General features: G+C 61.3%; 21 protein-coding genes. 15 read left to right on the top strand and 6 right to left on the bottom strand.

Annotation, left to right across the window (positions count from 1 at the left end; all coding sequences use genetic code 11):
- The first annotated feature begins 45 nt into the window (after positions 1 to 45).
- The 7 genes from atpF (at position 46) to glmU (ending at position 6,854) form a co-directional block, all read left to right on the top strand.
- On the top strand, positions 46 to 516 hold the full coding sequence (gene atpF / locus ACB033_RS20305) for a F0F1 ATP synthase subunit B (protein ID WP_005307207.1): 471 nt from the start codon (positions 46 to 48) through the stop codon (positions 514 to 516).
- Between the two features lie 13 nt (positions 517 to 529).
- Positions 530 to 1,063: a F0F1 ATP synthase subunit delta gene (gene atpH / locus ACB033_RS20300; protein WP_005307208.1), complete on the top strand. Its 534-nt coding sequence runs from the start codon at positions 530 to 532 to the stop codon at positions 1,061 to 1,063.
- A 15-nt stretch (positions 1,064 to 1,078) separates the two neighbouring features.
- The gene (gene atpA / locus ACB033_RS20295; RefSeq protein WP_005307210.1) at positions 1,079 to 2,620 is read left to right on the top strand and encodes a F0F1 ATP synthase subunit alpha; all 1,542 of its coding nucleotides are present in this window, start codon (positions 1,079 to 1,081) and stop codon (positions 2,618 to 2,620) included.
- Between the two features lie 43 nt (positions 2,621 to 2,663).
- On the top strand, positions 2,664 to 3,530 hold the full coding sequence (gene atpG, locus ACB033_RS20290; protein WP_005307212.1) for a F0F1 ATP synthase subunit gamma: 867 nt from the start codon (positions 2,664 to 2,666) through the stop codon (positions 3,528 to 3,530).
- Between the two features lie 33 nt (positions 3,531 to 3,563).
- Positions 3,564 to 4,952, top strand: coding sequence for a F0F1 ATP synthase subunit beta (atpD, locus tag ACB033_RS20285; protein ID WP_005307215.1), 1,389 nt, complete (start codon positions 3,564 to 3,566; stop codon positions 4,950 to 4,952).
- An 18-nt stretch (positions 4,953 to 4,970) separates the two neighbouring features.
- Positions 4,971 to 5,399: a F0F1 ATP synthase subunit epsilon gene (locus tag ACB033_RS20280; protein ID WP_005307217.1), complete on the top strand. Its 429-nt coding sequence runs from the start codon at positions 4,971 to 4,973 to the stop codon at positions 5,397 to 5,399.
- 93 nt (positions 5,400 to 5,492) lie between these two features.
- On the top strand, positions 5,493 to 6,854 hold the full coding sequence (gene glmU / locus ACB033_RS20275; RefSeq protein ID WP_139725606.1) for a bifunctional UDP-N-acetylglucosamine diphosphorylase/glucosamine-1-phosphate N-acetyltransferase GlmU: 1,362 nt from the start codon (positions 5,493 to 5,495) through the stop codon (positions 6,852 to 6,854).
- A 50-nt stretch (positions 6,855 to 6,904) separates the two neighbouring features.
- On the opposite strand, the gene creD is transcribed toward glmU, so the two are convergent.
- The 4 genes from creD to blrA all read right to left on the bottom strand — a co-directional run bounded on the left by creD (position 6,905) and on the right by blrA (position 11,383).
- On the bottom strand, positions 6,905 to 8,266 hold the full coding sequence (creD, locus tag ACB033_RS20270) for a cell envelope integrity protein CreD (protein WP_139725607.1): 1,362 nt from the start codon (positions 8,264 to 8,266) through the stop codon (positions 6,905 to 6,907).
- 116 nt (positions 8,267 to 8,382) lie between these two features.
- Entirely contained in the window at positions 8,383 to 9,177 is a 795-nt protein-coding gene (gene blaOXA / locus ACB033_RS20265) for an OXA-12 family class D beta-lactamase (protein ID WP_139725608.1), read from the bottom strand.
- Between the two features lie 75 nt (positions 9,178 to 9,252).
- On the bottom strand, positions 9,253 to 10,674 hold the full coding sequence (gene blrB, locus ACB033_RS20260) for a beta-lactam sensor histidine kinase BlrB (RefSeq protein WP_139725609.1): 1,422 nt from the start codon (positions 10,672 to 10,674) through the stop codon (positions 9,253 to 9,255).
- 34 nt (positions 10,675 to 10,708) lie between these two features.
- Complete coding sequence (gene blrA, locus ACB033_RS20255) at positions 10,709 to 11,383, bottom strand: beta-lactam response regulator transcription factor BlrA (RefSeq protein WP_123245613.1); 675 nt, start codon at positions 11,381 to 11,383, stop codon at positions 10,709 to 10,711.
- A 122-nt stretch (positions 11,384 to 11,505) separates the two neighbouring features.
- On the opposite strand from blrA, the gene ACB033_RS20250 reads away from it, so the two are divergent.
- Together ACB033_RS20250 and glmS are read left to right on the top strand one after the other, a co-directional pair.
- Positions 11,506 to 12,279, top strand: coding sequence for a DeoR/GlpR family DNA-binding transcription regulator (locus ACB033_RS20250; RefSeq protein ID WP_005307234.1), 774 nt, complete (start codon positions 11,506 to 11,508; stop codon positions 12,277 to 12,279).
- 51 nt (positions 12,280 to 12,330) lie between these two features.
- On the top strand, positions 12,331 to 14,163 hold the full coding sequence (gene glmS / locus ACB033_RS20245) for a glutamine--fructose-6-phosphate transaminase (isomerizing) (RefSeq protein WP_139725610.1): 1,833 nt from the start codon (positions 12,331 to 12,333) through the stop codon (positions 14,161 to 14,163).
- Between the two features lie 69 nt (positions 14,164 to 14,232).
- On the opposite strand, the gene ACB033_RS20240 is transcribed toward glmS, so the two are convergent.
- Positions 14,233 to 15,009 (bottom strand): LuxR family transcriptional regulator, encoded by a 777-nt coding sequence (locus ACB033_RS20240; protein WP_016352388.1) that lies wholly within the window; start codon positions 15,007 to 15,009, stop codon positions 14,233 to 14,235.
- A 209-nt stretch (positions 15,010 to 15,218) separates the two neighbouring features.
- On the opposite strand from ACB033_RS20240, the gene ACB033_RS20235 reads away from it, so the two are divergent.
- The 6 genes from ACB033_RS20235 to ACB033_RS20210 are packed head-to-tail and all read left to right on the top strand — an operon-like array spanning position 15,219 to position 20,049.
- Entirely contained in the window at positions 15,219 to 15,980 is a 762-nt protein-coding gene (locus ACB033_RS20235; protein WP_043171116.1) for a DUF3450 domain-containing protein, read from the top strand.
- Positions 15,977 to 17,284: a MotA/TolQ/ExbB proton channel family protein gene (locus ACB033_RS20230; RefSeq protein ID WP_139431915.1), complete on the top strand. Its 1,308-nt coding sequence runs from the start codon at positions 15,977 to 15,979 to the stop codon at positions 17,282 to 17,284. Before ACB033_RS20235 ends, ACB033_RS20230 begins: the two co-directional genes overlap by 4 nt.
- Positions 17,281 to 17,811: a MotA/TolQ/ExbB proton channel family protein gene (locus ACB033_RS20225; RefSeq protein ID WP_094697168.1), complete on the top strand. Its 531-nt coding sequence runs from the start codon at positions 17,281 to 17,283 to the stop codon at positions 17,809 to 17,811. The genes ACB033_RS20230 and ACB033_RS20225 overlap by 4 nt, the downstream gene beginning before the upstream one ends.
- On the top strand, positions 17,808 to 18,209 hold the full coding sequence (locus ACB033_RS20220) for a biopolymer transporter ExbD (protein WP_139725612.1): 402 nt from the start codon (positions 17,808 to 17,810) through the stop codon (positions 18,207 to 18,209). The genes ACB033_RS20225 and ACB033_RS20220 overlap by 4 nt, the downstream gene beginning before the upstream one ends.
- Entirely contained in the window at positions 18,206 to 18,868 is a 663-nt protein-coding gene (locus tag ACB033_RS20215) for an energy transducer TonB (RefSeq protein ID WP_017787829.1), read from the top strand. Before ACB033_RS20220 ends, ACB033_RS20215 begins: the two co-directional genes overlap by 4 nt.
- A gap of 2 nt (positions 18,869 to 18,870) precedes the next feature.
- Complete coding sequence (locus ACB033_RS20210; RefSeq protein ID WP_017781085.1) at positions 18,871 to 20,049, top strand: hypothetical protein; 1,179 nt, start codon at positions 18,871 to 18,873, stop codon at positions 20,047 to 20,049.
- 109 nt (positions 20,050 to 20,158) lie between these two features.
- On the opposite strand, the gene ACB033_RS20205 is transcribed toward ACB033_RS20210, so the two are convergent.
- A partial coding sequence (locus tag ACB033_RS20205) for a hypothetical protein (protein WP_371140719.1) occupies positions 20,159 to 20,363 on the bottom strand: 205 nt, incomplete at its 5' end.

Below are 20,363 nucleotides of genomic sequence, written 5' to 3'. Positions count from 1 at the left end.
CGACCTCCGGACATAACCCATTAACTAACTAAGAGGACACAGGCTGTGAATATCAACGCCACCCTCCTCGGCCAAGCAGTTGCTTTTTTCTTCTTCGTAGTGTTTTGCATGAAGTACGTGTGGCCGCCGCTGATGGCTGCCATCGAAGCCCGTCAGAAAACCATTGCTGACGGCCTCTCTTCTGCCGAGCGTGCCAAGAAAGATCTGGATTTGGCCAAGGCCAACGCCACCGATCAGCTGAAAGAAGCCAAGCTCCAGGCTGCAGAAATCATTGAACAGGCCAACAAACGCAAGGCCCAGATCATTGATGAAGCTGCTGCCGGTGCCCAATCTGAGCGGGAAAAAATCCTGGCTCAGGGCCGTGCCGAGATTGAAGCTGAACGTCATCGTGCCAAAGAAGAACTGCGTAAGCAGGTTGCTGCTCTTGCCATTGCTGGTGCAGAGAAGATCCTGGCGCGCCAAATCGACCAGGCTGCCAACAGCGACATCGTCGACAAGCTGGTAGCAGAACTGTAACGGGAACGGGGCTATGTCTGAACTGACTACAATCGCTCGCCCCTACGCCAAGGCTGCTTTCGAGTTTGCCGTTGAGCACAAGGCGGTTGATCAGTGGCTGGGGATGCTCGGCTTCGCTGCACAAGTAGCGGAGAACGAGACCATCCACAACCTGGTAAACGGCTCTGTGGCTGCCGAAGAGCTGGCAAAGTTGTTTGTCGGCATCTGTGGTGAGCAACTCGACGAGCATGGTCAAAACCTGATCCGGGTGATGGCCGAGAATGGTCGCTTGGGTGTGCTGCCGGCGGTCGTTGCCGAATTCGTCGCGTTCAAGGCTGAACTGGATAAAGAAGTTCAGGCTGACGTGATTTCGGCGATCGAACTGACCGACCAGCAGAAAGCCAATATTCAGGCTTCTCTGGAACAACGTCTCGCGCGCAAAGTGAAGCTGAATTGCAGCATGGATGCGTCCTTGATGGCCGGGGTGCTCATCAAGGCCGGTGACCTGGTTATCGACGGCACGGTCCGCGGTAAGCTGGATCGCATGGCTGACGCGCTGCAATCTTGATTGGGGTATTAGAGCATGCAACTGAATTCCACTGAAATCGCCGAGCTGATCAAGCAGCGCATTGCGCAGTTTGATGTAAAGAGCGAAGCGCGTAACGAAGGTACCATCGTCTCTGTGAGCGACGGTATCATTCGTATTCACGGCCTGGCCGATGCCATGCAAGGTGAGATGATCGAGCTGCCGGGCAACCGCTACGCTCTGGCATTGAACCTGGAGCGTGACTCCGTCGGTGCGGTGATCATGGGTTCCTATGACGGTCTGTCAGAAGGAATGAAAGTAAAAGGGACTGGCCGCATTCTGGAAGTGCCGGTCGGTCGTGGTCTGTTGGGCCGGGTGTTGAACACCCTGGGTCAGCCGATCGACGGTAAAGGTCCAATCGACAACGACGGCTTCTCGCCGATCGAAGTGATTGCACCGGGCGTTATCGAGCGTAAGTCTGTTGACCAGCCGGTCCAGACCGGTCTGAAAGCCATCGATGCCATGATCCCTATCGGTCGTGGCCAGCGTGAGCTGATCATCGGTGACCGTCAGGTGGGTAAGACTGCCATCGCCATCGACACCATCATCAACCAGAAAGACTCCGGCATTAAGTGTGTCTACGTTGCGATCGGCCAGAAGGCCTCCACCATCGCCAACGTGGTGCGCAAGCTGGAAGAGCACGGCGCCCTGGCCAACACCATAGTGGTGGTTGCCTCTGCCTCCGAAGCGGCTGCCCTGCAGTACTTGGCTCCGTATGCCGGCTGCTCCATGGGTGAGTACTTCCGTGACCGCGGTGAAGACGCGCTGATCATCTATGATGACCTGTCCAAGCAGGCCGTAGCTTATCGCCAGATCTCCCTGCTGCTGCGCCGTCCGCCAGGACGCGAAGCCTACCCGGGCGACGTTTTCTATCTGCACTCCCGTCTGCTGGAGCGTGCTGCTCGCGTCAACGCCGAGTACGTAGAGAAGTTCACCAACGGTGAAGTGAAAGGCCAGACCGGTTCTCTGACCGCGCTGCCGATCATCGAAACCCAGGCTGGTGACGTATCCGCGTTCGTTCCGACCAACGTGATCTCCATCACCGATGGCCAGATCTTCCTGACTTCACAACTGTTCAACTCCGGTATCCGTCCGGCCGTTGACCCGGGTATCTCCGTATCCCGTGTAGGTGGTGCCGCTCAGACCAAGATCGTCAAGAAGCTGTCCGGTGGTATCCGTACCGCGCTGGCCCAGTATCGCGAACTGGCTGCATTCGCCCAGTTCTCTTCCGACCTGGACGATGCGACCCGCAAGCAGCTGGACCACGGTCAGAAAGTGACCGAGCTGATGAAGCAGAAGCAGTACTCTCCGCTGAGCGTGGCTCACCAGTCTCTGGTGCTGTTCGCCGCGGAAAAAGGCTATCTCTCCGATGTCGAGCTGAACAAGATCGTCGACTTCGAAGCCGCTCTGCTCTCTTACGCCAATACCCAGCATGCCGAGCTGATGGCTGAAATCAATGCCAAGGCCGACTACAACGACGCGATCGTTGGCAAGCTGACTGCGTTGCTGGACAACTTCAAGGCAACCCAGACCTGGTAAGCGTGTGTGGCAGCGCGAGCTGCCACCTGATGGAGAGTAAGAGATGGCCGGCGCAAAAGAGATACGTAACAAGATCGCGAGTGTGAAAAACACTCAGAAGATCACCGGCGCTATGGAAATGGTGGCAGCAAGCAAGATGCGCCGTGCGCAAGATCGCATGTCTGCCAGCCGTCCGTACGCTGAAACCATGCGCAAGGTGATCGGCCATATCGCTCAGGGGAACCTGGAATACAAGCACCCCTACCTCATCGAACGTGAGGTCAAGCGAGTGGGTTACATCGTCGTCTCCACCGACCGTGGCCTGTGTGGTGGTCTGAACATCAACCTGTTCAAGGCTGCCCTCAATGACATGAAGCAATGGAGCGCGAAAGGAGCCAAGGTTGACCTGGCTCTGATCGGCAACAAGGCCTCCAACTTCTTTGAACGGCACGGCGCCAAGGTGAAAGCTCACGTCGCAGGACTGGGCGATAACCCGAGCGTCAATGACCTGATTGGTTCAGTCAAGGTCATGCTGAAGGCTTACGACAACGGTGAGATTGACAGGCTGTATCTGGTGTACAACAAGTTCGTCAACACCATGGTTCAGCAACCACGAGTCGATCAACTGCTGCCTTTGCCCGTAACTGAAGACAGCAAGCTCGCCAAGAAACACCACTGGGATTACCTCTATGAGCCGGATCCCAAGCAACTGCTGGATACCCTGCTGATTCGCTACGTCGAATCCCAGGTCTACCAGGGGGTAGTGGAAAACTTGGCAAGTGAACAGGCAGCCCGAATGGTTGCCATGCAAGCCGCGACTGACAACGCCGGTAACCTGATTAACGATCTGCAACTGGTATACAACAAGGCCCGTCAGGCCAGTATTACCCAGGAACTGACAGAGATCGTGTCCGGTGCTGCTGCGGTGTAAGGCAAGGGTTATCAAAGGTTTAGAGGATTTGACATGAGTAACGGTTTCATCGTCCAAATCATCGGCGCTGTGGTGGACATCGAGTTCCCGCAAGATGCCGTGCCCCAGGTGTACGATGCACTGAAGGTTGTCAGCGAAGGTCAAGGCCAGGGTCTGGTGCTGGAAGTTCAGCAACAGATCGGTGGCGGCGTCGTTCGTTGCATCACCATGGGCTCCTCCGACGGTCTGCGTCGTGGGTTGGAAGTAGTGAATAGCGGTAAATCCATCCAGGTGCCGGTCGGCGTATCGACTCTGGGTCGGATCATGAACGTACTGGGCGATCCGATCGACGAAAAAGGTCCGATCGGTGAAGAAGAGCGTTGGTCCATCCACCGCGCGGCTCCCAGCTACGAAGATCAGTCCAACAGCAACGACCTGCTGGAGACCGGTATCAAGGTTATCGACCTGGTATGCCCGTTCGCCAAGGGTGGTAAGGTTGGTCTGTTCGGTGGTGCCGGTGTAGGCAAAACCGTAAACATGATGGAGCTGATCCGTAACATCGCGATCGAACACAGCGGTTACTCCGTGTTCGCCGGTGTAGGTGAGCGTACCCGTGAGGGTAACGACTTCTACCACGAGATGATGGAGTCCAACGTACTGGACAAAGTATCTCTGGTTTACGGTCAGATGAACGAGCCGCCCGGAAACCGTCTGCGCGTAGCGCTGACCGGTCTGACCATGGCCGAGAAGTTCCGTGACGAAGGTCGTGACGTGCTGTTCTTCGTGGACAACATCTACCGTTACACGCTCGCGGGCACCGAGGTATCCGCACTGCTGGGTCGTATGCCCTCTGCAGTAGGTTACCAGCCGACCCTGGCCGAGGAGATGGGTGTTCTGCAGGAGCGCATCACCTCCACCAAGACCGGTTCCATCACCTCCGTACAGGCCGTTTACGTGCCTGCGGATGACTTGACCGACCCGTCTCCGGCGACCACCTTCGCCCACCTGGATGCGACCGTGGTACTGTCCCGTCAGATCGCGGCACTGGGTATCTACCCAGCCGTTGACCCGTTGGACTCCACCTCCCGTCAGCTGGATCCGCTGGTGGTTGGCAAGGAGCACTACGAGACTGCTCGTGGCGTTCAGACCGTGCTGCAGCGCTACAAAGAGCTGAAGGACATCATCGCCATCCTGGGTATGGATGAACTGTCAGAAGAAGACAAACTGACCGTAGCCCGTGCCCGTAAGATCGAGCGTTTCCTGTCCCAGCCGTTCTTCGTGGCCGAAGTGTTTACCGGTTCTCCGGGCAAATACGTGCCGCTGAAAGAGACCATCCGTGGTTTCCAGGGCATCCTGAAAGGCGAGTACGACGATCTGCCGGAGCAGGCGTTTTACATGGTTGGCAGCATCGACGAAGTTGTCGAGAAAGCCAAGAAACTGTAAGCCTCGATAGGAGGGCCCATGGCTGAGATGATCTCCTTTCACCTGGACGTGGTGAGCGCCGAAGGAAAACTGTTTTCCGGTCGCGTGCAGTCCGCTCAGGTATCAGGCTCCGAAGGTGAGCTGGGTCTCCGCCACGGTCATGCTCCGTTGCTGACTGCCATCAAGCCGGGCCTGGTCCGCTTGGTGAAGCAGAACGGAACTGAAGAGGTGCTGTACATCTCCGGCGGCATGCTGGAAGTGCAACCCGAAGCCGTGACCGTGCTGGCGGACACCGCGATTCGTGCCGACGATTTGGATGAGGCGAAAGCCCAGGAAGCCAAACGCGCGGCGGAAGAGCGGATCCACAGCTCCCATGGTGATATCGACTACGCCCAGGCCGCCACCGAGCTGGCCAAGGCGATGGCTCAACTGCGGGTCATCGATATCGTCAAAAAGAATTACCGTTAATAACGGTGAGGTAAAAAGCGACCTGCGGGTCGCTTTTTTTTTACTCGTTGGATAGACTCCGCCCAGCATTTCCACCTGTTTCAAAGGCTAGCTATGTCTCTCAATGTCGTGATCCTGGCTGCGGGTAAAGGCACCCGTATGCGTTCCTCCCTGCCCAAGGTACTGCACCCGGTCGCCAACAAGCCCATGGTCTCCCATGTGATCGATACCGCCCGCCAGGTGGGGGCCGAGCAGCTGCACCTGGTCTATGGCCACGGTGCCGAACTGCTGAAGGAGCGGATCCAGGCATCCGACCTGAACTGGGTACTGCAGGCTCAGCAGCTGGGAACCGGTCATGCGGTGGCCCAGGCCATCCCGTTCTGGAACGATGAAGACGACGTGCTGGTGCTGTACGGCGATACCCCGCTGATCCAGCCCGATACCCTGCAGCGGCTGCTGGCGGCCAAGGCAAGCGATGGCATGGCGCTGCTGACCGTGGTGCTGGACAACCCGACCGGCTATGGCCGTATCGTGCGCAGCAATGGCCAGGTGGTCGGCATCGTCGAGCAGAAGGATGCCAACGCCGAGCAGCTCGCCATCCGCGAAGTCAACACCGGCGTGCTGGTGGCCAACGGTGGCCAGCTGCGCAGCTGGCTCTCCCGTCTGGACAACAAGAATGCCCAGGGCGAGTTCTATCTGACCGACGTCATTGCCATGGCCCACGCCGACAACTGCCCCATTGCCGCGGTTCATCCGGACAGCGCCATGGAAGTGGAAGGGGCCAACAACCGGGTGCAGCTGGCCCAGCTCGAGCGCAGCTATCAGCAGATGCAGGCCGAGAAGCTGATGATCGCCGGTGCCACCCTGATCGACCCGGCCCGCTTCGATCTGCGTGGCACTCTGGAGATCGGGGAAGAGGTGGTGATCGACGTCAACGTCATCATCGAAGGCAAGGTGGTGCTGGGCAACCACGTCCGCATCGGTGCCGGCAGCGTGCTGAAGGATTGCGTGATCGGCGATCACACCGAGGTGAAACCCTACTCCGTCATCGAAGGCGCGCAAATCGCCGACCAGTGCTCGGTCGGTCCTTTTACCCGCCTGCGCCCGGGTGCCGTACTGGAGCAGGATGCTCACGTCGGCAATTTCGTCGAGATGAAGAAGGCGCGCCTCGGGGTTGGCTCCAAGTGCGGTCATCTGACCTATCTGGGTGATGCTGACGTCGGCGCCAAGGTGAACATCGGTGCCGGCACCATCACCTGCAACTACGACGGGGTCAACAAGTTCCAGACCATCATCGAGGACGACGTCTTCGTCGGCTCCGACACCCAGCTGGTGGCGCCGGTGCGCATCGGCAAGGGGGCGACCCTGGGGGCCGGCTCCACCATCACCAAGGACGTGGCCGAGAACGAGCTGGTGATCACCCGGGTGGCTCAGCGTCATATTCCAAACTGGCCTCGCCCGGTCAAGAAGAAGTGATGCCCGATCAATGAAATGCAAACCGGCGCCTGATGGCGCCGGTTTTGTTTTCAGCTCTCCTGCCCGCTGGCAGGGGGCGTCGGGGCATTCCCCATCACCCGATACCAGTCCAGCTTGCGGGTCAGCACCATGACCAGCGCCAGGATGGCGAACAGCAGCAGGGCGCCGAGCAGCAGGGCTATCTCCTCGGCCTGCAGCAAGCCGAACAGGATGGCGTAGACCAGCCCCAGCAGGGCCGCGAAGCCGAGCCCCTGTTTGGGGCCGCCCAGCACATGGCTGAGGTAGAAGCCGTTGAGGGTTACGCTGGCCAGGGCGGCAATCAGGTAGGCCCAGGCAAAGCCGAGGTGTTCGGTCAGTGCCAGCAGCACCAGATAGAAGATGGCCAGCCCCATGCCCACCAGCGCGTACTGGATCGGGTGCACCCGCAGCCCCTTGAGCAGCTCGAACATGAAGAAGCTGAGGAAGGTGAGGCCGATGAACAGCAGCGCATACTTGGCGGCCCGCTCGTTCTGCTGATAGTGATCCACCGGCTGCACCAGGCTGACGCTGAAGGCGGGCAGATCGCCGCTGGCACCCTTCATCATCCGGTTGAAACGGCTCTCCATGTCGGTGGCAAACCAGCTGCTCTGCCAGCTCGCCTCGAAGCCGCTGGCGGTGAGGGTACGGCTGCCAGGCAGAAAGTCGCCGATGAAGTTGGGGTGGGGCCAGTTGCTGGCGAGGTTGAGCCTGCTGTCCTGGCCTAGCGGTACCACTTCCAGCTGGTTCATCCCCTGCAAATCCAGCTCGATGTGAAAGGCGCCACCCTCCCCCGGCAGGGCCGCGAGCGGCGCATGGATGCCGGCCAGTCCATCACCCAGCAGGGCGCCGGGGGCGAACGGGGTGCGCTGCTCACCCAGTTGCAGCTCGGGTACCCGGTTGATGCCGCGGGCATCGGACAGCACCAGGCTCAGATAGGGTTTACCTGCCACCAGGGCGGGATCGGCGCCATCGACGGCCAGATCCGGTTCGCCGCTGATCAGGGTTTTACCGTTCAGTTCGGCAGGCAGCCGCCCGGAGAGGGAGAGCCGGGTGTGATAGACCTGGGCCTGGTAGATGCCGAGCTTGCGCGGGGTCACCTCCATGCTGGCCTGCACATCCAGCTGTTCCGGCAGCAGGTAGCGATAGAGCTGCAGCTTGCGCTCGAAGCGCTTGCCATCCTGCTCCACCGTGACGGTGCGGGTATAAGGCTGCACTACGACCGGCCCCAGCAGTCGCTGCGGCCCGCTGCTGCTGGCCATGATGCTGTGGATGGCCTGGCTGCGATAGGCCTGGCGCTCCCGGTTCAGCTCCATGATGGATTGCACCGGCACCATCAACAGCAGGCTGAGCAACAGCAGCAGAAAGATCTTGTGGCTGAATATCTGTTTGACCATGACACGTCTCCTTGTTGATGGAGCGAGTGTGGCTGGGTCGGGTGAAGGGGGGATGGGGCTGTGTGAAGTGGAGGTGAAGGGGGATAAAAAACCGGCGCAGAGCGCCGGTCTGGGTATCACAGGGTTTTCAGTTTGGCCGGCAGGGCGGCCAGCACCTCTTCCTTGGCCCTGAGGGAGGCAAACTGCTTGCCGGGTTTCTGCACCACGGTGTGGACAAAGATGAGCTGCTTGCCCGGTTTGCTGGCCCAGCCGACGAACCAGCCGATCTGCTGATCCCGGTTGAGGCTGCCATCCAGCTTCTTCGGATAGCCCATGCCGGTCTTGCCGTGGATTTGCCAGCCGTCGATCTCGCTCACCTTGAGGATGTTGGCGGTGTACTGCAGGGTCTGCGCCGACACCGGCAGCTTGCTGCTCACCATCTTGCCGAGGAAGCGGGCCTGTTCCTCTGGGCTGATGGCCAGGCTGGAGCTGAGCCAGGCCTGGGTCAGACCGTCGTGTTTGCCGGGGTTGCCGGAAAGATCCCGGTTGCCGTAGTCGAAACGGTCGACGTACTGCTGGAAGCGATCCATCCCCAGCCATTCGGTGATCTGCTGGGAGAACCAGACCACCGAGTAGGTTTCCCAGCGGCGCGGGGTGGTGGTCTCCCGCCAGGCGGGCAGCCAGTCGTCGTAACCCGGCTTGAAGGGCAGTGCCGGGTGCTCTTCGTCTACCAGAAAGCCGCTGTCATAACCCATCAGCGCCAGCGGGATTTTGAAGGTGGACGCGGGTGGCAGCTGGCTTGAACAATCCCCTTCGCTGGAGAGGGTCTGGCCGTTGCCGTCGGCATAGAGAAAGCAGCCGGTGGCGGCGCTGGCAGGCAGCGAAAACAGCAGGCCTGCGCCGAGCAGGCCGGATAACAGAAGGCGGGACATGGGGGCTCCTTGAGCACATAAAGTTCGCTGGGAAAACACCAGCATAGCGCCGCTTTATGTGCCCAGTGTGAAGTGTCAGCCCGCTGGCAACCAGAGCTCGGCCAGCACCCCGCCGTCAGCCTGGTTGGTGAGGGTCAGCCGGCCGCCGTGCTGGCGCGCCACCTCCATGGCGAAGCTGAGCCCGAGGCCGCTGCTCTTGCCCTTGTCGGGTCTGGGCAGGGAGTAGAAGCGCTCGAAGATGCGCGGCAGGGCATAGTCCGGAATGCCGGGTCCCTGATCCCGCACCCGGAAGCAGTAACCCCCCTCCTCCATGGCGCCGCTCAGCCTGAGGGTACTGCCGACGGGGGAGAAGTCGAGAGCGTTGTCCAGCAGGTTGCCGAGGGCCTGCTCCACCAGCAGCGGGTCCCACTTCTGTTTCTGGGTTTCCCCCAGCTCGGCGTGCAGGGTGATCTGGCGGCGCTGGGCCAGGATCTGACGGGCGTCGAGCGCCCGCCTGCCCAGCCTGGCCGGCTCGACCGCCTGTCTGTCCAGCCCCTGTCCCGACTCCAGTTTGGCCAGCTGCAGCATCCGCTCGATCAGCTGCTGCATGCGGGCCGTCTCCAGATTGATGTTGCCGATAAAGCGCTTTGCGACGTCCAGCGGCGGCACCTCGGTCAGTATTTCCCCTGCCCCGCGAATGGCGGCCAGCGGGCTCTTGAGCTCGTGGGTCAGGCTGTGCACATAGGCTTCGATGTAGGCCTTGCCGTCCAGCTGGCGGCGCATGGTCTCAAGGGAGCGGCCGAGCCGATCCAGCTCCGGGCTGTAGAGGCGTGGCAGAGTGGCGGGCTGGCCCTGGCTGACCGCATCGGCATAGTGCACCAGCTTGCCGATGGCGCGGTTGAGCCACCACACCAACAGGGCGCCAATGAGCAGCGAGATGAACAGCAGCAAGGCAGCCCCCTGCAGCAGCTGGTGCTCGCTGCGTTCTATCATGGGCAGCAGGGTACGGTTGGGTTTGGCGACGGTGAGGGAACCGAGGATGTCGTCCCCCTCCCGCAGCGGGGCGGCGACGTGCATCACCGAGCTGGTGGGATCGTCGGGATCGCTGCGGGTGCTGCGGGCGCCGTATTCGCCGCGCAGGGTCAGGTAGACGTCGTTCCAGCGCGAGTAGTCCTTGCCCAGATCCACCCCGTCCGAGTCGTAAACCACCTTGCCCCAGCGGTCGACCACATAGATGCGGTACTCCGCCTGCTGCTTGAGGTGGCCGTCGATGAGGGCGTTGATGGGGCTCTGGTTGAGGCGGGCGAAGGCGCTGGCCAGCCGGCCGTCGGCCATCTTCCCCTCCTGCAGGTCATCCAGCGCCAGCGGGGCCAGCATCTGGGCCATGTCTACCAGGGTATCTTCGGTGGCGCTGCGCACCCCTGGTTTGATCTCCTCGACGAAGATCTCCAGCACGAACCAGGCGGCCAGCGCAAAGATCAGCACCAGCCCGCACAGCAGTTGCAGTCCGATTCTCATGTCATCCCCCGGCCGTGACCCGGCAACCGTCTGTTCATGCCTGCTCCAGGCTGTAACCCAATCCGCGGTGGGTCAGGATCAGGTTGGCGTCCGGATCCCGCTCTCGCAGCTTGGCGCGGATGGTTTTGATGTGGGTGTCGACGGTGCGATCCAGGCTCTCTTCCGCCCCGCTCCACACCAGATCCATCAGCTGCTGGCGGGAGTAGACCCGGCCCGGCGTCAGCATCAGGGTCTTGAGCAGCAGGTATTCGTAGCGGGTGAGCGCTAGCGGCTGGCCGTGAAAGCTGATGCGGGCCCGCTCCTCGTCCAGGGTGAGGGTCTGGCTCGGCTGGGGGGCGGCTGGCTGGCTGCGGCGCAGGATGACCCGCACCCTGGCGCACACCTCGCGAGGCGAGAAGGGCTTGGCCACGTAGTCGTCGGCCCCAATCTCCAGCCCGATCAGGCGGTCTATCTCTTCGCTGCGTGCAGTGAGAAACATCAGCGGGGTATCGCACAGTACCCGCACCTGCTTGCACAACTCGAAACCGCTGATGTCCGGCAACCCCACATCCAGGATCAGGAAGTCGGGGCGCGACTGGGCAAGTCGCTCCAGCAAAGGCTGGCCGAGGGAAAACCACTCCACCTCGAAGCCGTCGGTTTGCAGGGCATAGATCAGGGTGTCGGCGATGCTGGCTTCATCTTCTACCAGCCAGATGGTTCGTTTTTGCATGGCATCCTCGTCGCAAATCAGCCCCCCATTCTGGCATCGAACCATATCGGATCCTATTTGCCGTTTGATTTTTCCAGAAAAGGCATTAACATTTCGACATTCTTTCGAATCGAAACTTTAAGATGACCAAACGTAATACTCAGCAGCGCCGTCACACCATCGTCAGCCTGGTGCAGGAGCAGGGTGAAGTGAGCGTCGATGCCTTGGCCAAGCACTTCTCCACCTCCGAGGTGACCATTCGCAAAGATCTGGCCGTGCTGGAGACCGGTGGTCTGTTGCTGCGTCGTTACGGTGGCGCCGTCCCCCTGCCCAGCGAGATGGTGGTGGACGGCAATCCAGAGCAAGTTTCGAAACGAAAGCTGGCTATCGCCAAGGCGGCGGCCGAACGGATCCGCGATCACAACCGCGTCATCATCGACAGCGGCACCACTACCAGCGCCATGATCCCGCTGCTCGGCAACAAGCGCGGTCTCATCGTGATGACCAACTCCCTCAATGTGGCCGGTGCCCTGCGCGAGCTGGAAAACGAGCCTACCCTGTTAATGACGGGAGGCACATGGGACCCCCACTCCGAATCCTTCCAGGGTCAGGTGGCGGAGCAGGTGCTGCGCTCCTATGACTTCGACCAGCTGTTCATCGGCGCCGACGGCATCGATCCGGAACGCGGTACCACCACCTTCAATGAGCTGGTGGGGCTGTCCCGGGTGATGGCCGAGGTGTCGCGGGAGGTCATCGTCATGGTGGAGTCGGAGAAGATCGGCCGCAAGATCCCCAATCTCGAACTGCCCTGGTCCAGCATCCATACCCTGGTGACCGACGAGGGGCTGGCCATCTCGGCCAGAGAACGAATTCAGGCCAAGGGGATCCAGCTGATCTGCGCCCCCGTGGCAGTCTGACCTGAACAAATGATTATCCAACCGAATCAATAGCATCTTAAGGAGAAGTGTATGTGTGGCATCGTCGGGGCCGTCGCCCAACGTGATGTGGCTGAAATTCTGGTAGAGGGTCTGCGCCGTCTGGAATACCGCGGCTACGACTCGGCCGGTGTGGCCGTGTTCAGCGCCAGTCAGCCGCTGCAGCGGGTGCGTCGCCTCGGCAAGGTGGCCGAGCTGGCCAAGGCGCTGGACGAGCAGTCCGTGCATGGCGGTACCGGCATCGCCCACACCCGCTGGGCCACTCACGGCGAACCGTCCGAGCGCAATGCCCACCCTCACGTCTCCGAGCATATCGTGGTGGTGCACAACGGCATCATCGAGAACCATGAAGAGCTGCGGGAAGAGTTGAAGGCGCTGGGCTATGTGTTCAGCTCCGACACGGATACCGAGGTGATCGCCCACCTGGTGCACCACGAGCTGAAATCCGCCCCCAGCCTGCTGGCTGCCATGCAGGTGGCGGTGAAGCAGCTGCGCGGCGCCTACGGCACTGTGGTGATGGACTGCCGTGACGACAGCCGCATGGTGGTGGCCCGTTCAGGCTCCCCGCTGGTGATCGGCCGCGGCATCGGCGAGAACTTCATCGCTTCCGACCAGATGGCGCTGCTGCCGGTGACCCGTCGCTTTATCTTCCTGGAAGAGGGTGACGTGGCCGAAGTGACCCGTCGCGACGTGCACATCTTCGATACCCACGGCGAGGCCGTGGTGCGTGAAGAGCAGGAGTCCGAACTCTCCCACGACGCCGGTGACAAGGGCGAGTATCGCCACTACATGCTCAAAGAGATCCACGAGCAACCCAAGGCCATCACCAACACCCTGGAAGGGCGTCTGGGTGGTGATCACGTGGTGGTCGAGTCGTTCGGCAACGGCGCGCGCGCCATCTTCGACAAGGTCGATCACGTGCAGATCGTCGCCTGTGGCACCTCCTATCACTCCGGCATGGTGGCTCGCTACTGGTTCGAAGAGATCGCCGGCGTCTCCTGCGACGTGGAGATCGCCTCCGAATTCCGCTACCGCAAGTCGGTGGTGCGCCCCAATAGCCTGCTGGTGACCCTCTCCCAGAGCGGCGAGACCGCCGATACCCTGGCCGCCCTGCGCCTGGCCAAGGAGTCCGGCTACATGAGCTCGCTGGCCATCTGCAACGTGCCGGGCTCCTCCCTGGTGCGTGAATCGGATCTGGCCTTTATGACCCGAGCCGGTGCCGAAATCGGCGTGGCCTCTACCAAGGCGTTCACCACCCAGCTGGCTGGTCTGCTGATGCTGGTGGCCTCCATCGGTCGTTGCCGCGGCCACCTGAGCACCGCCGCCGAAGCTGAGCTGGTCAAGGCGCTGCAGGCCCTGCCGCTGCGCATCAAGGAGAGCCTGGCGCTGGCCAAGGATATCGAGGCCCTGGCCGAAGAGTTTGCCGACAAGCACCACAGCCTGTTCCTGGGTCGCGGCAGCCAGTACCCCATCGCCATGGAAGGGGCACTCAAGCTGAAAGAGATCTCCTACATCCACGCCGAGGCCTATGCCGCCGGTGAGTTGAAGCACGGCCCGCTGGCGCTGATCGATGCCGAGATGCCCATCATAGTGGTGGCGCCGAACAACGATCTGCTGGAGAAGCTCAAGTCCAACGTGGAAGAGGTGCGTGCCCGTGGCGGTATCCTCTACGTCTTCGCCGATGCCGATACCGGCTTCAAGAGCGACGAGACCATGCGGGTGATGAGCCTGAACCACGTGGAAGAGGTGATCGCGCCGATCGTCTATACCGTGCCGCTGCAGCTGCTCTCCTACCATGTTGCCCTCATCAAGGGCACCGACGTGGATCAGCCGCGCAACCTGGCGAAATCCGTGACCGTGGAATAAGCCGTCGCCGGAAATGAAAAAAGAGCCGCATTGCGGCTCTTTTTTATTGGCTGTGCTGCTGGGCTGGCGTCACGACAACCGCAGGTTGGTGATAGTCACGTCGTCCAGCGAAGGTACTATGATGCCGCTGGAGATGCTCTTGGCGATCGCCTGGTTGCGGTTCTTCGAGTCGGTCTTGTTGGTGACCTGATTGAGGTGGAAGTTCACGGTCCGCTCGCTGATGCCGAGAATGGTGGCGATCTCCCAGGAGGTCTTGCCCTCGCTGGCCCAGAACAGGCACTCCTTCTCCCGATCGGACAGCTCGGTCAGGTACTTCATCAGGTCCGGCCTGCTCTTTATCAGTTGCAGTGCCGAGTTGAAGATGTAGCTGGCGCAAAACGACAGCAAGGGAACGTTTTCAAACATCAGATCGGAATTGGACTTCTCCTTGCTGATGAAGGAGAGGATGCCGTGTTCCCCCTGCGGCGTATGCAGCGGGAAGGAGACGCCGTTTCTCACCCCGAAGTCGGCGGCCAGGTTCATCACCTCCCGGCTGGCGCTGGGCAGCCAGGGGGAGTCGCAGTCGAGCTTGTTCCAGAAGATGGGCTGGGTCTGCTTCAGTCCCAGAAAGACGACCGGATCCTGGGTCAGGTAGTGCCGCTCCGAATAGGCATCGAACCAGCTGGTGGGGCAGTTGTTGAACAACGCCACATGGGATTTCTGCATGCTGATGGGAAAAATAATCAGCAAACGAAAGTAATCAAAGCCCATCTGGTGACTGAAGCGCTCCAGCTGCTGCTGGATGTCGCTGGTCTTCTTGGCCTTGGTGAACCGATCGATATGTTCCCAGATCGCATCGTTGAACATGAACTTCTCCTTTTTCGATCTCTATCACATTGATCGAAAAGATATTTTTTATTTATTAATTTGGTGTTGTGACGAACAACGCCAGTGACTCCCGTGCTTGCTTAAAAATTATCCTGTTTTTTCAGCCGAAGGCCAACAAAATCATCTGATTGCCACTGACCCTCCACTCTGAGACAATGAGAATAGTTATCATTGTTAAGATTTATATCATGAACAAGTTTTGGGGTTTGGCCTTGTTGCCACTGTCAGTCCACTTCGCTGCCGGCGCCGACGAGCTGGTCGCGCCGGCACTGAAAAACAGCATAGCTGCCGGGAAAGCCTCCCAGCAGCGCGTGGAGAAAGCCGCCGATGCGGCCGTTGCCGCCAGGCTGGAGCTGCAGAATGCGCAGCTGCAACTGCGCGATCTGGAAGCCTACAACCGCTACATGCAGTCTCTGGTGGCCGATCAGCAAAATGAGCTGGGCAAGCTGAGTCAGCAACTGGAAGCGGTACAGGAGACCCGGCAGGGCCTGATCCCGCTGATGCTGCAGATGCAGGCCGATCTGGAGCAGCTGGTACAAAATGACATTCCGCTGCGCAAGGAAGATCGCCTGGCGCGAGTTGAACAGTTGAAAGCCACTCTGGCTAGGGCTGACGTGAGCGAGGCGGAGAAGTTCCGCCAGCTGCTGCAGGCCTACCAGATCGAAGCGGAATATGGCAGCCGGCTCGACAGTTATGCCGCCGAACTGGTGCTGGACGGCGCGCCGCGCCGGGTCGACGTGCTGGCGGTGGGCCGGGTCTCCCTGTTGGCGATGACCGCCGATCGTTCCCAGGCGTGGCGCTGGTCCGGGCAGAACAAGCAGTGGCAGCCCCTCGACAGCCAGTGGCTCTCCCCCGTCGCCGAGGCACTGGAGATGGCCGCCGACAAGAAGGTTCCCCAGTTGTTGAATGTCCCCCTTTCTGTCAGCCGTGGTCAGGAGGCCCAGTCATGAGCGTCACCATGAAGTGGTTCCCCCTCGCCCTCGCCCTCTCTCTGGGCACCACTGCCGCTGTGGCCGATGAAGCCTGGCAGCAGCAGGAACAGGCCCGTGAACAGCAGGCACAACAGGATCTGGCGTCTGTCTCCAAGGAGCTGAACAGTGCCCGCGCCAAGCTGGCCGAGGCCCAGCGCCTGAGCAAGGAGCTGGCCAGCCAGTTCGCTACCAATGAGAAGCAGCTGGTGGAGCTCAATGCCCAGTGGGAGCAGGCCTCCGGCGACATGAACGAGATCTTTGCGGTCACCCGTCAGGGGGCCAGCGATGCGGTCAAGCTGCTGAGTGAATCCGCGGTCGAAGGTCAGTACCCCGAGCGCCTCGCGCCGCTCAAGGCGATGGCGCAGGAGAAGCAGGTACCGGATCGCGCCGCCCTTGCCCTGCTGCCTGCCACCCTGCTGCAGGAGATCCGCGAGTCGGGCCGGGTTGCCCAGTTCAACGGCAAGGTGCTGGATGCTCAGGGGGCGGCCAGCGAGCAGTCGCTGACCCGGGTCGGCAGCTTCGCGCTGTTTGGCGAGCAGGGGTTCCTGCAGCCAACCGCCGAAGGCCTGAGCCCGGTGCTGGGCCTGCCCGGCAACGTGCTCTCCGCCGCGGCCGCTTATCAGGGCCAGGAAGGGGAAGCGCTGCCGCTGGATCCCTCCCACGGCACCCTGCTGGCGATGCTGGCACAAGCCCCCACCTTCTGGCAGCAAGTCCAGCAGGGCGGCCAGGTCGGCGCCATTATCGTGCTGCTGGCCGCCATTGGCCTGGGGATCGCCGGGGTACGGCTGTGGAGTCTTTCCCGTGAACTGGGTCGGGTTCGTCGTCAGCTCAAGAGCGGTGAATATCATGCCGACAACGCCCTCGGCCGGGTGCTGACGGTGGCTGACAAGCATCCAGAGCTGAGCATGGAGACCCTCGAGCTGCGTCTCGATGAGGCGATCCTGCAGGAGACCCCTCGCATGGAGCGCGGCATCGGCATGGTCAAGGTGATCGCGGCCATCGCTCCCATGCTGGGGCTGCTCGGTACCGTGACCGGGATGATCGGCACCTTCCAGGCCATCACCCAGTTCGGCACCGGCGATCCCAAGATCATGGCGGGCGGCATCTCCATGGCGCTGGTCACCACGGTACAGGGTCTGGTCGCGGCCATTCCGCTGATCTTGGCCCACAGCCTGCTGCAGTCCCGCTTCACCGAGCTCTCCAACGTGCTGGAACAGCAGGTGGCCGGCATTCTGGCCGAGCGGGCCGAAAGCAATAACGGCGGGATGGAGCGGGCGGCATGATGCTCGACATCTGGCAACAGCTGCAGAGCTTCATGGGCCGTGGTGGCCCGGTGCTCTGGGTCATTCTGGCCCTGCTGGTGCTGATGTGGATTCTGATGATCGAGCGGCTGCTCTACCTCAACCTGGGGTTTGCCCCGCTGCAGCGCCAGCTGCTCGGCCGCTGGCAGGCCCGCAGCGAGCGTCACAGCTGGCACGCTCGGGCGATCCGCAGCCGCTGGCTGGCCGAGGCCGAGCTTGAGCTCAACCGTCATCTGATCTTCATCCGCACCCTGGTGGTGCTCTGCCCCATGCTGGGGCTGCTGGGTACCGTGACCGGCATGATAGGCGTATTCGATGCGTTGGCCGCGGCCAACCGCTTTAACCCGGAGAGCATGGCAGGCGGGATCTCCCGCGCCACCATCCCCACCATGGCTGGCATGGTGGTCGCTCTCTCCGGCGTGTTGTTACTCAGCCGGCTCGAGAGCCAGGCCAAGCGTGCGCTGGCCAAGACCCGGGACGGCCTGCGAGAAGAGAAGGTAATGCAATGAGACGGCAATCCAAACGCCAGCGCGATGAAGTGCAGATCGACATGACCCCCATGCTGGATATTGTGTTCATCATGCTGATCTTCTTTATTGTCACCACCTCCTTCGTGCGCGAAGCCGGGCTCGAGGTGCACAGGCCTCAGGCCAGCCAGGCCAAGGCGCAGAAATCTTCCAGCATCATGCTGGCGATCGGCCCCCAGGGGCAGATATTCCTCGACCGCAAGCAGATCGACGTGGAGCGGGTGCAGACCAGCGTCGCCCGCCTGCTGGCGGAGCAGCCCGATGCCAGCCTGGTGATCCAGGCCGACGAGCGGGTACCCCACGGCAAGGTGGTGCGGGTGATGGATGAGGCCAAGGCGGCAGGCATCGCCAACATCGCCGTGGCGGTGGCACCGAAATGAAATACAAGCTGATGAGCCTGGGACTGGGGATTGCCCTCAGTCTGGGGATCCTGTTGTTCATGGCCACCCTGGTGGAGCCGCCCAGAGGGGAGAAGGCGAGCGCCGAGCAGAAATCCATCGTCATCAACATGCAGAACGAGGTGACCGAGGTGCAGGTGCGTGAGCGCCCGGTACCCCAGGAGCCGGAACCCCTGCCGGAGCCACCTGCCGCGCTGGCCTCGACGCCGCTGCCTATGCCGGCGGCGGCCCCGCTGCCCTCGGTGCAGCCGAGCCTGGATCTGGTCTCCAGCCTCAGCGCGGTGCAGGTCTATGCTCCTGGCGTTGCGACCAGTCCCAACCCGGTCGCGAGCGGCAACTTCCATGGCCAGCAGCAAGGTGCCGGGATCGGCGCCGGCGAGATGCTGATGCCATTGCAGCGGATCGAGCCAGTCTATCCCTATCGGGCCCAGCAGGCCGGCATCGAAGGGTCGGTGACCCTGCGTTTCAGCGTCGATGCCGACGGTCGGGTACAGGATGTGGAAGTGGTCGAGGCCAAGCCGAAGCGTCAGTTCGAGCGGGCGGCCATTCAGGCGATCAACAAGTGGCGCTATCAGCCTAGGCCGGGTGCCACCGACAAGCTGGTACAAGTCATCACGCTCAAATTCAAACTGGAGTCATAACTATGTTGCGGATCTGGATCTGTGTGCTGGCCCTGGTCAGCCAAGCCTGTCTGGCGATGGAGGTGAGCCCTCTTTTCTCCCGCCAGCTGGAGCCCGTGATGAAGCTCTATCAGTCCGGCCAGTGGCAACAGGCCCAGAGCAAGGCATCCGGCCTCAAACCAAATAGCGATGCTGAGCGCGCCTGGCTGGCCCAGCTGCAGGCCTCCCTGGCTGCCAACCTGCAGCAGACCGCGCAGGCGAGCCGTTACGTGGAGCAGGCGCTGGCCTATAAAGAGTGGCCCGAGCAGCAACAGCTGCAACTGCTGCGGCTGCGCGGCGACATCCAGGCCCAGCAATCCAACTGGGCCGGTGCCATCGCCAGCTACAAGGCCGCGTTGGCCATCAAGGCTGACGATGCCTTGCGCCTGCGTCTGGCCGGCCTCCATTACCACAACAAGCAGTATGGTGAGGCGGCCAGCCAGAGTGAACAGCTGTTGAAGAAGAGCTGGCAGAAGCAGGCTGCGATCATCCGCCTCTCGGCCCTCACCGCGCTGCAGCGCTACGGCGTGGCGGCCGATCAGGCCGCAGAGCTGATCCGCCACGAGCCGAAAGAGAGCAAGTGGTGGCAACAGGCGGTGTCGCTCAATCTTTCTGCCAAGCGCGGCGATCAGGCGCTGGCTCTGCTGCAAACCGCCATCGACCGTCAGCTGATGGATGATGCCGCCGCCCGTAACCAGCTGATCCGCCTGTACGCCTGGCAGGGGCTGCCCTATCGCGGCGCCCGCCTGCTGGAAGCTGCCATGGCAAAGGGACAGATGAAGCAAAGCGCCGAGAACCGTCAGCTGCTGGCCCAGTTGTGGGAAGGGGCACGCGAGTGGCCGAAGGCCGTCGACAGCTGGCAACTGCTCGCCCGCGAGCATGCTCATCCCAAGGCGGCCATGCGCGCCGCCGAGCTGCTGTTGCAACAAGGCAAAACAGATGCCGCCATGACTCAGCTCGCCGCCATCAAGTCGGTGAAAGGGGAGCAAGGCAACAGGGCCAAGGCGCTGCTGGTACAGGCACACCTTAATAAGGAGCAGTATGCCGAGGCGCTGGTGCTGGCCCGTGAGCTGCAGCAGCAGGGCAACTGGCAGCAGCGGGCGACCAGCTGGGTCAACTATATCCAGGCTCAAAGCGAAGAGTTGAGCAAAAAAGCGGCGTGAAACCGGGCGAAAACCTGTGATTAGAGGGCTTTAGTCTGCTTTTTCAGCAAACGAACGCGTTTTTGCAAAAAGCCCTTGTCATCGCGGCGCGGCTCCCTATAATGCGCCCCTACCAGCACGGCGGAACACGCCAACCTGATGAGCCAGCTTCCTTGCGAAGTGGGCGCCGAAAGAAAAGCGAAAACAACCGCTTGACTTTCGAAGTGAGGAAGGTATTATACGCCACCTCAGCGCGACAAGCGCCACGCTCTTTAACAATTTGAATCAAGCAATCTGTGTGGGCACTCACAGCATCGAGCATCAAAAACAATTTT

Source organism: Aeromonas sp. S15(2024) (genome assembly GCF_041402265.1).
Classification (GTDB): Bacteria; Pseudomonadota; Gammaproteobacteria; order Enterobacterales; family Aeromonadaceae; genus Aeromonas; species Aeromonas dhakensis.
The sequence above is the reverse complement of the archived record's forward strand: the minus strand, read 5'-3'. Positions and strand labels throughout refer to the sequence as shown.

Bases quoted from the DNA above. Each gene is read 5' to 3' on its own strand.
- atpH (WP_005307208.1), top strand. From the start codon at position 530: ATGTCTGAACTGACTACAATCGCTCGCCCCTACGCCAAGGCTGCTTTC.
- atpA (WP_005307210.1), top strand. From the start codon at position 1,079: ATGCAACTGAATTCCACTGAAATCGCCGAGCTGATCAAGCAGCGCATT.
- atpG (WP_005307212.1), top strand. From the start codon at position 2,664: ATGGCCGGCGCAAAAGAGATACGTAACAAGATCGCGAGTGTGAAAAAC.
- atpD (WP_005307215.1), top strand. From the start codon at position 3,564: ATGAGTAACGGTTTCATCGTCCAAATCATCGGCGCTGTGGTGGACATC.
- ACB033_RS20280 (WP_005307217.1), top strand. From the start codon at position 4,971: ATGGCTGAGATGATCTCCTTTCACCTGGACGTGGTGAGCGCCGAAGGA.
- glmU (WP_139725606.1), top strand. From the start codon at position 5,493: ATGTCTCTCAATGTCGTGATCCTGGCTGCGGGTAAAGGCACCCGTATG.
- creD (WP_139725607.1), bottom strand. From the start codon at position 8,266: ATGGTCAAACAGATATTCAGCCACAAGATCTTTCTGCTGCTGTTGCTC.
- blaOXA (WP_139725608.1), bottom strand. From the start codon at position 9,177: ATGTCCCGCCTTCTGTTATCCGGCCTGCTCGGCGCAGGCCTGCTGTTT.
- blrB (WP_139725609.1), bottom strand. From the start codon at position 10,674: ATGAGAATCGGACTGCAACTGCTGTGCGGGCTGGTGCTGATCTTTGCG.
- blrA (WP_123245613.1), bottom strand. From the start codon at position 11,383: ATGCAAAAACGAACCATCTGGCTGGTAGAAGATGAAGCCAGCATCGCC.
- ACB033_RS20250 (WP_005307234.1), top strand. From the start codon at position 11,506: ATGACCAAACGTAATACTCAGCAGCGCCGTCACACCATCGTCAGCCTG.
- glmS (WP_139725610.1), top strand. From the start codon at position 12,331: ATGTGTGGCATCGTCGGGGCCGTCGCCCAACGTGATGTGGCTGAAATT.
- ACB033_RS20240 (WP_016352388.1), bottom strand. From the start codon at position 15,009: ATGTTCAACGATGCGATCTGGGAACATATCGATCGGTTCACCAAGGCC.
- ACB033_RS20235 (WP_043171116.1), top strand. From the start codon at position 15,219: ATGAACAAGTTTTGGGGTTTGGCCTTGTTGCCACTGTCAGTCCACTTC.
- ACB033_RS20230 (WP_139431915.1), top strand. From the start codon at position 15,977: ATGAGCGTCACCATGAAGTGGTTCCCCCTCGCCCTCGCCCTCTCTCTG.
- ACB033_RS20225 (WP_094697168.1), top strand. From the start codon at position 17,281: ATGATGCTCGACATCTGGCAACAGCTGCAGAGCTTCATGGGCCGTGGT.
- ACB033_RS20220 (WP_139725612.1), top strand. From the start codon at position 17,808: ATGAGACGGCAATCCAAACGCCAGCGCGATGAAGTGCAGATCGACATG.
- ACB033_RS20215 (WP_017787829.1), top strand. From the start codon at position 18,206: ATGAAATACAAGCTGATGAGCCTGGGACTGGGGATTGCCCTCAGTCTG.
- ACB033_RS20210 (WP_017781085.1), top strand. From the start codon at position 18,871: ATGTTGCGGATCTGGATCTGTGTGCTGGCCCTGGTCAGCCAAGCCTGT.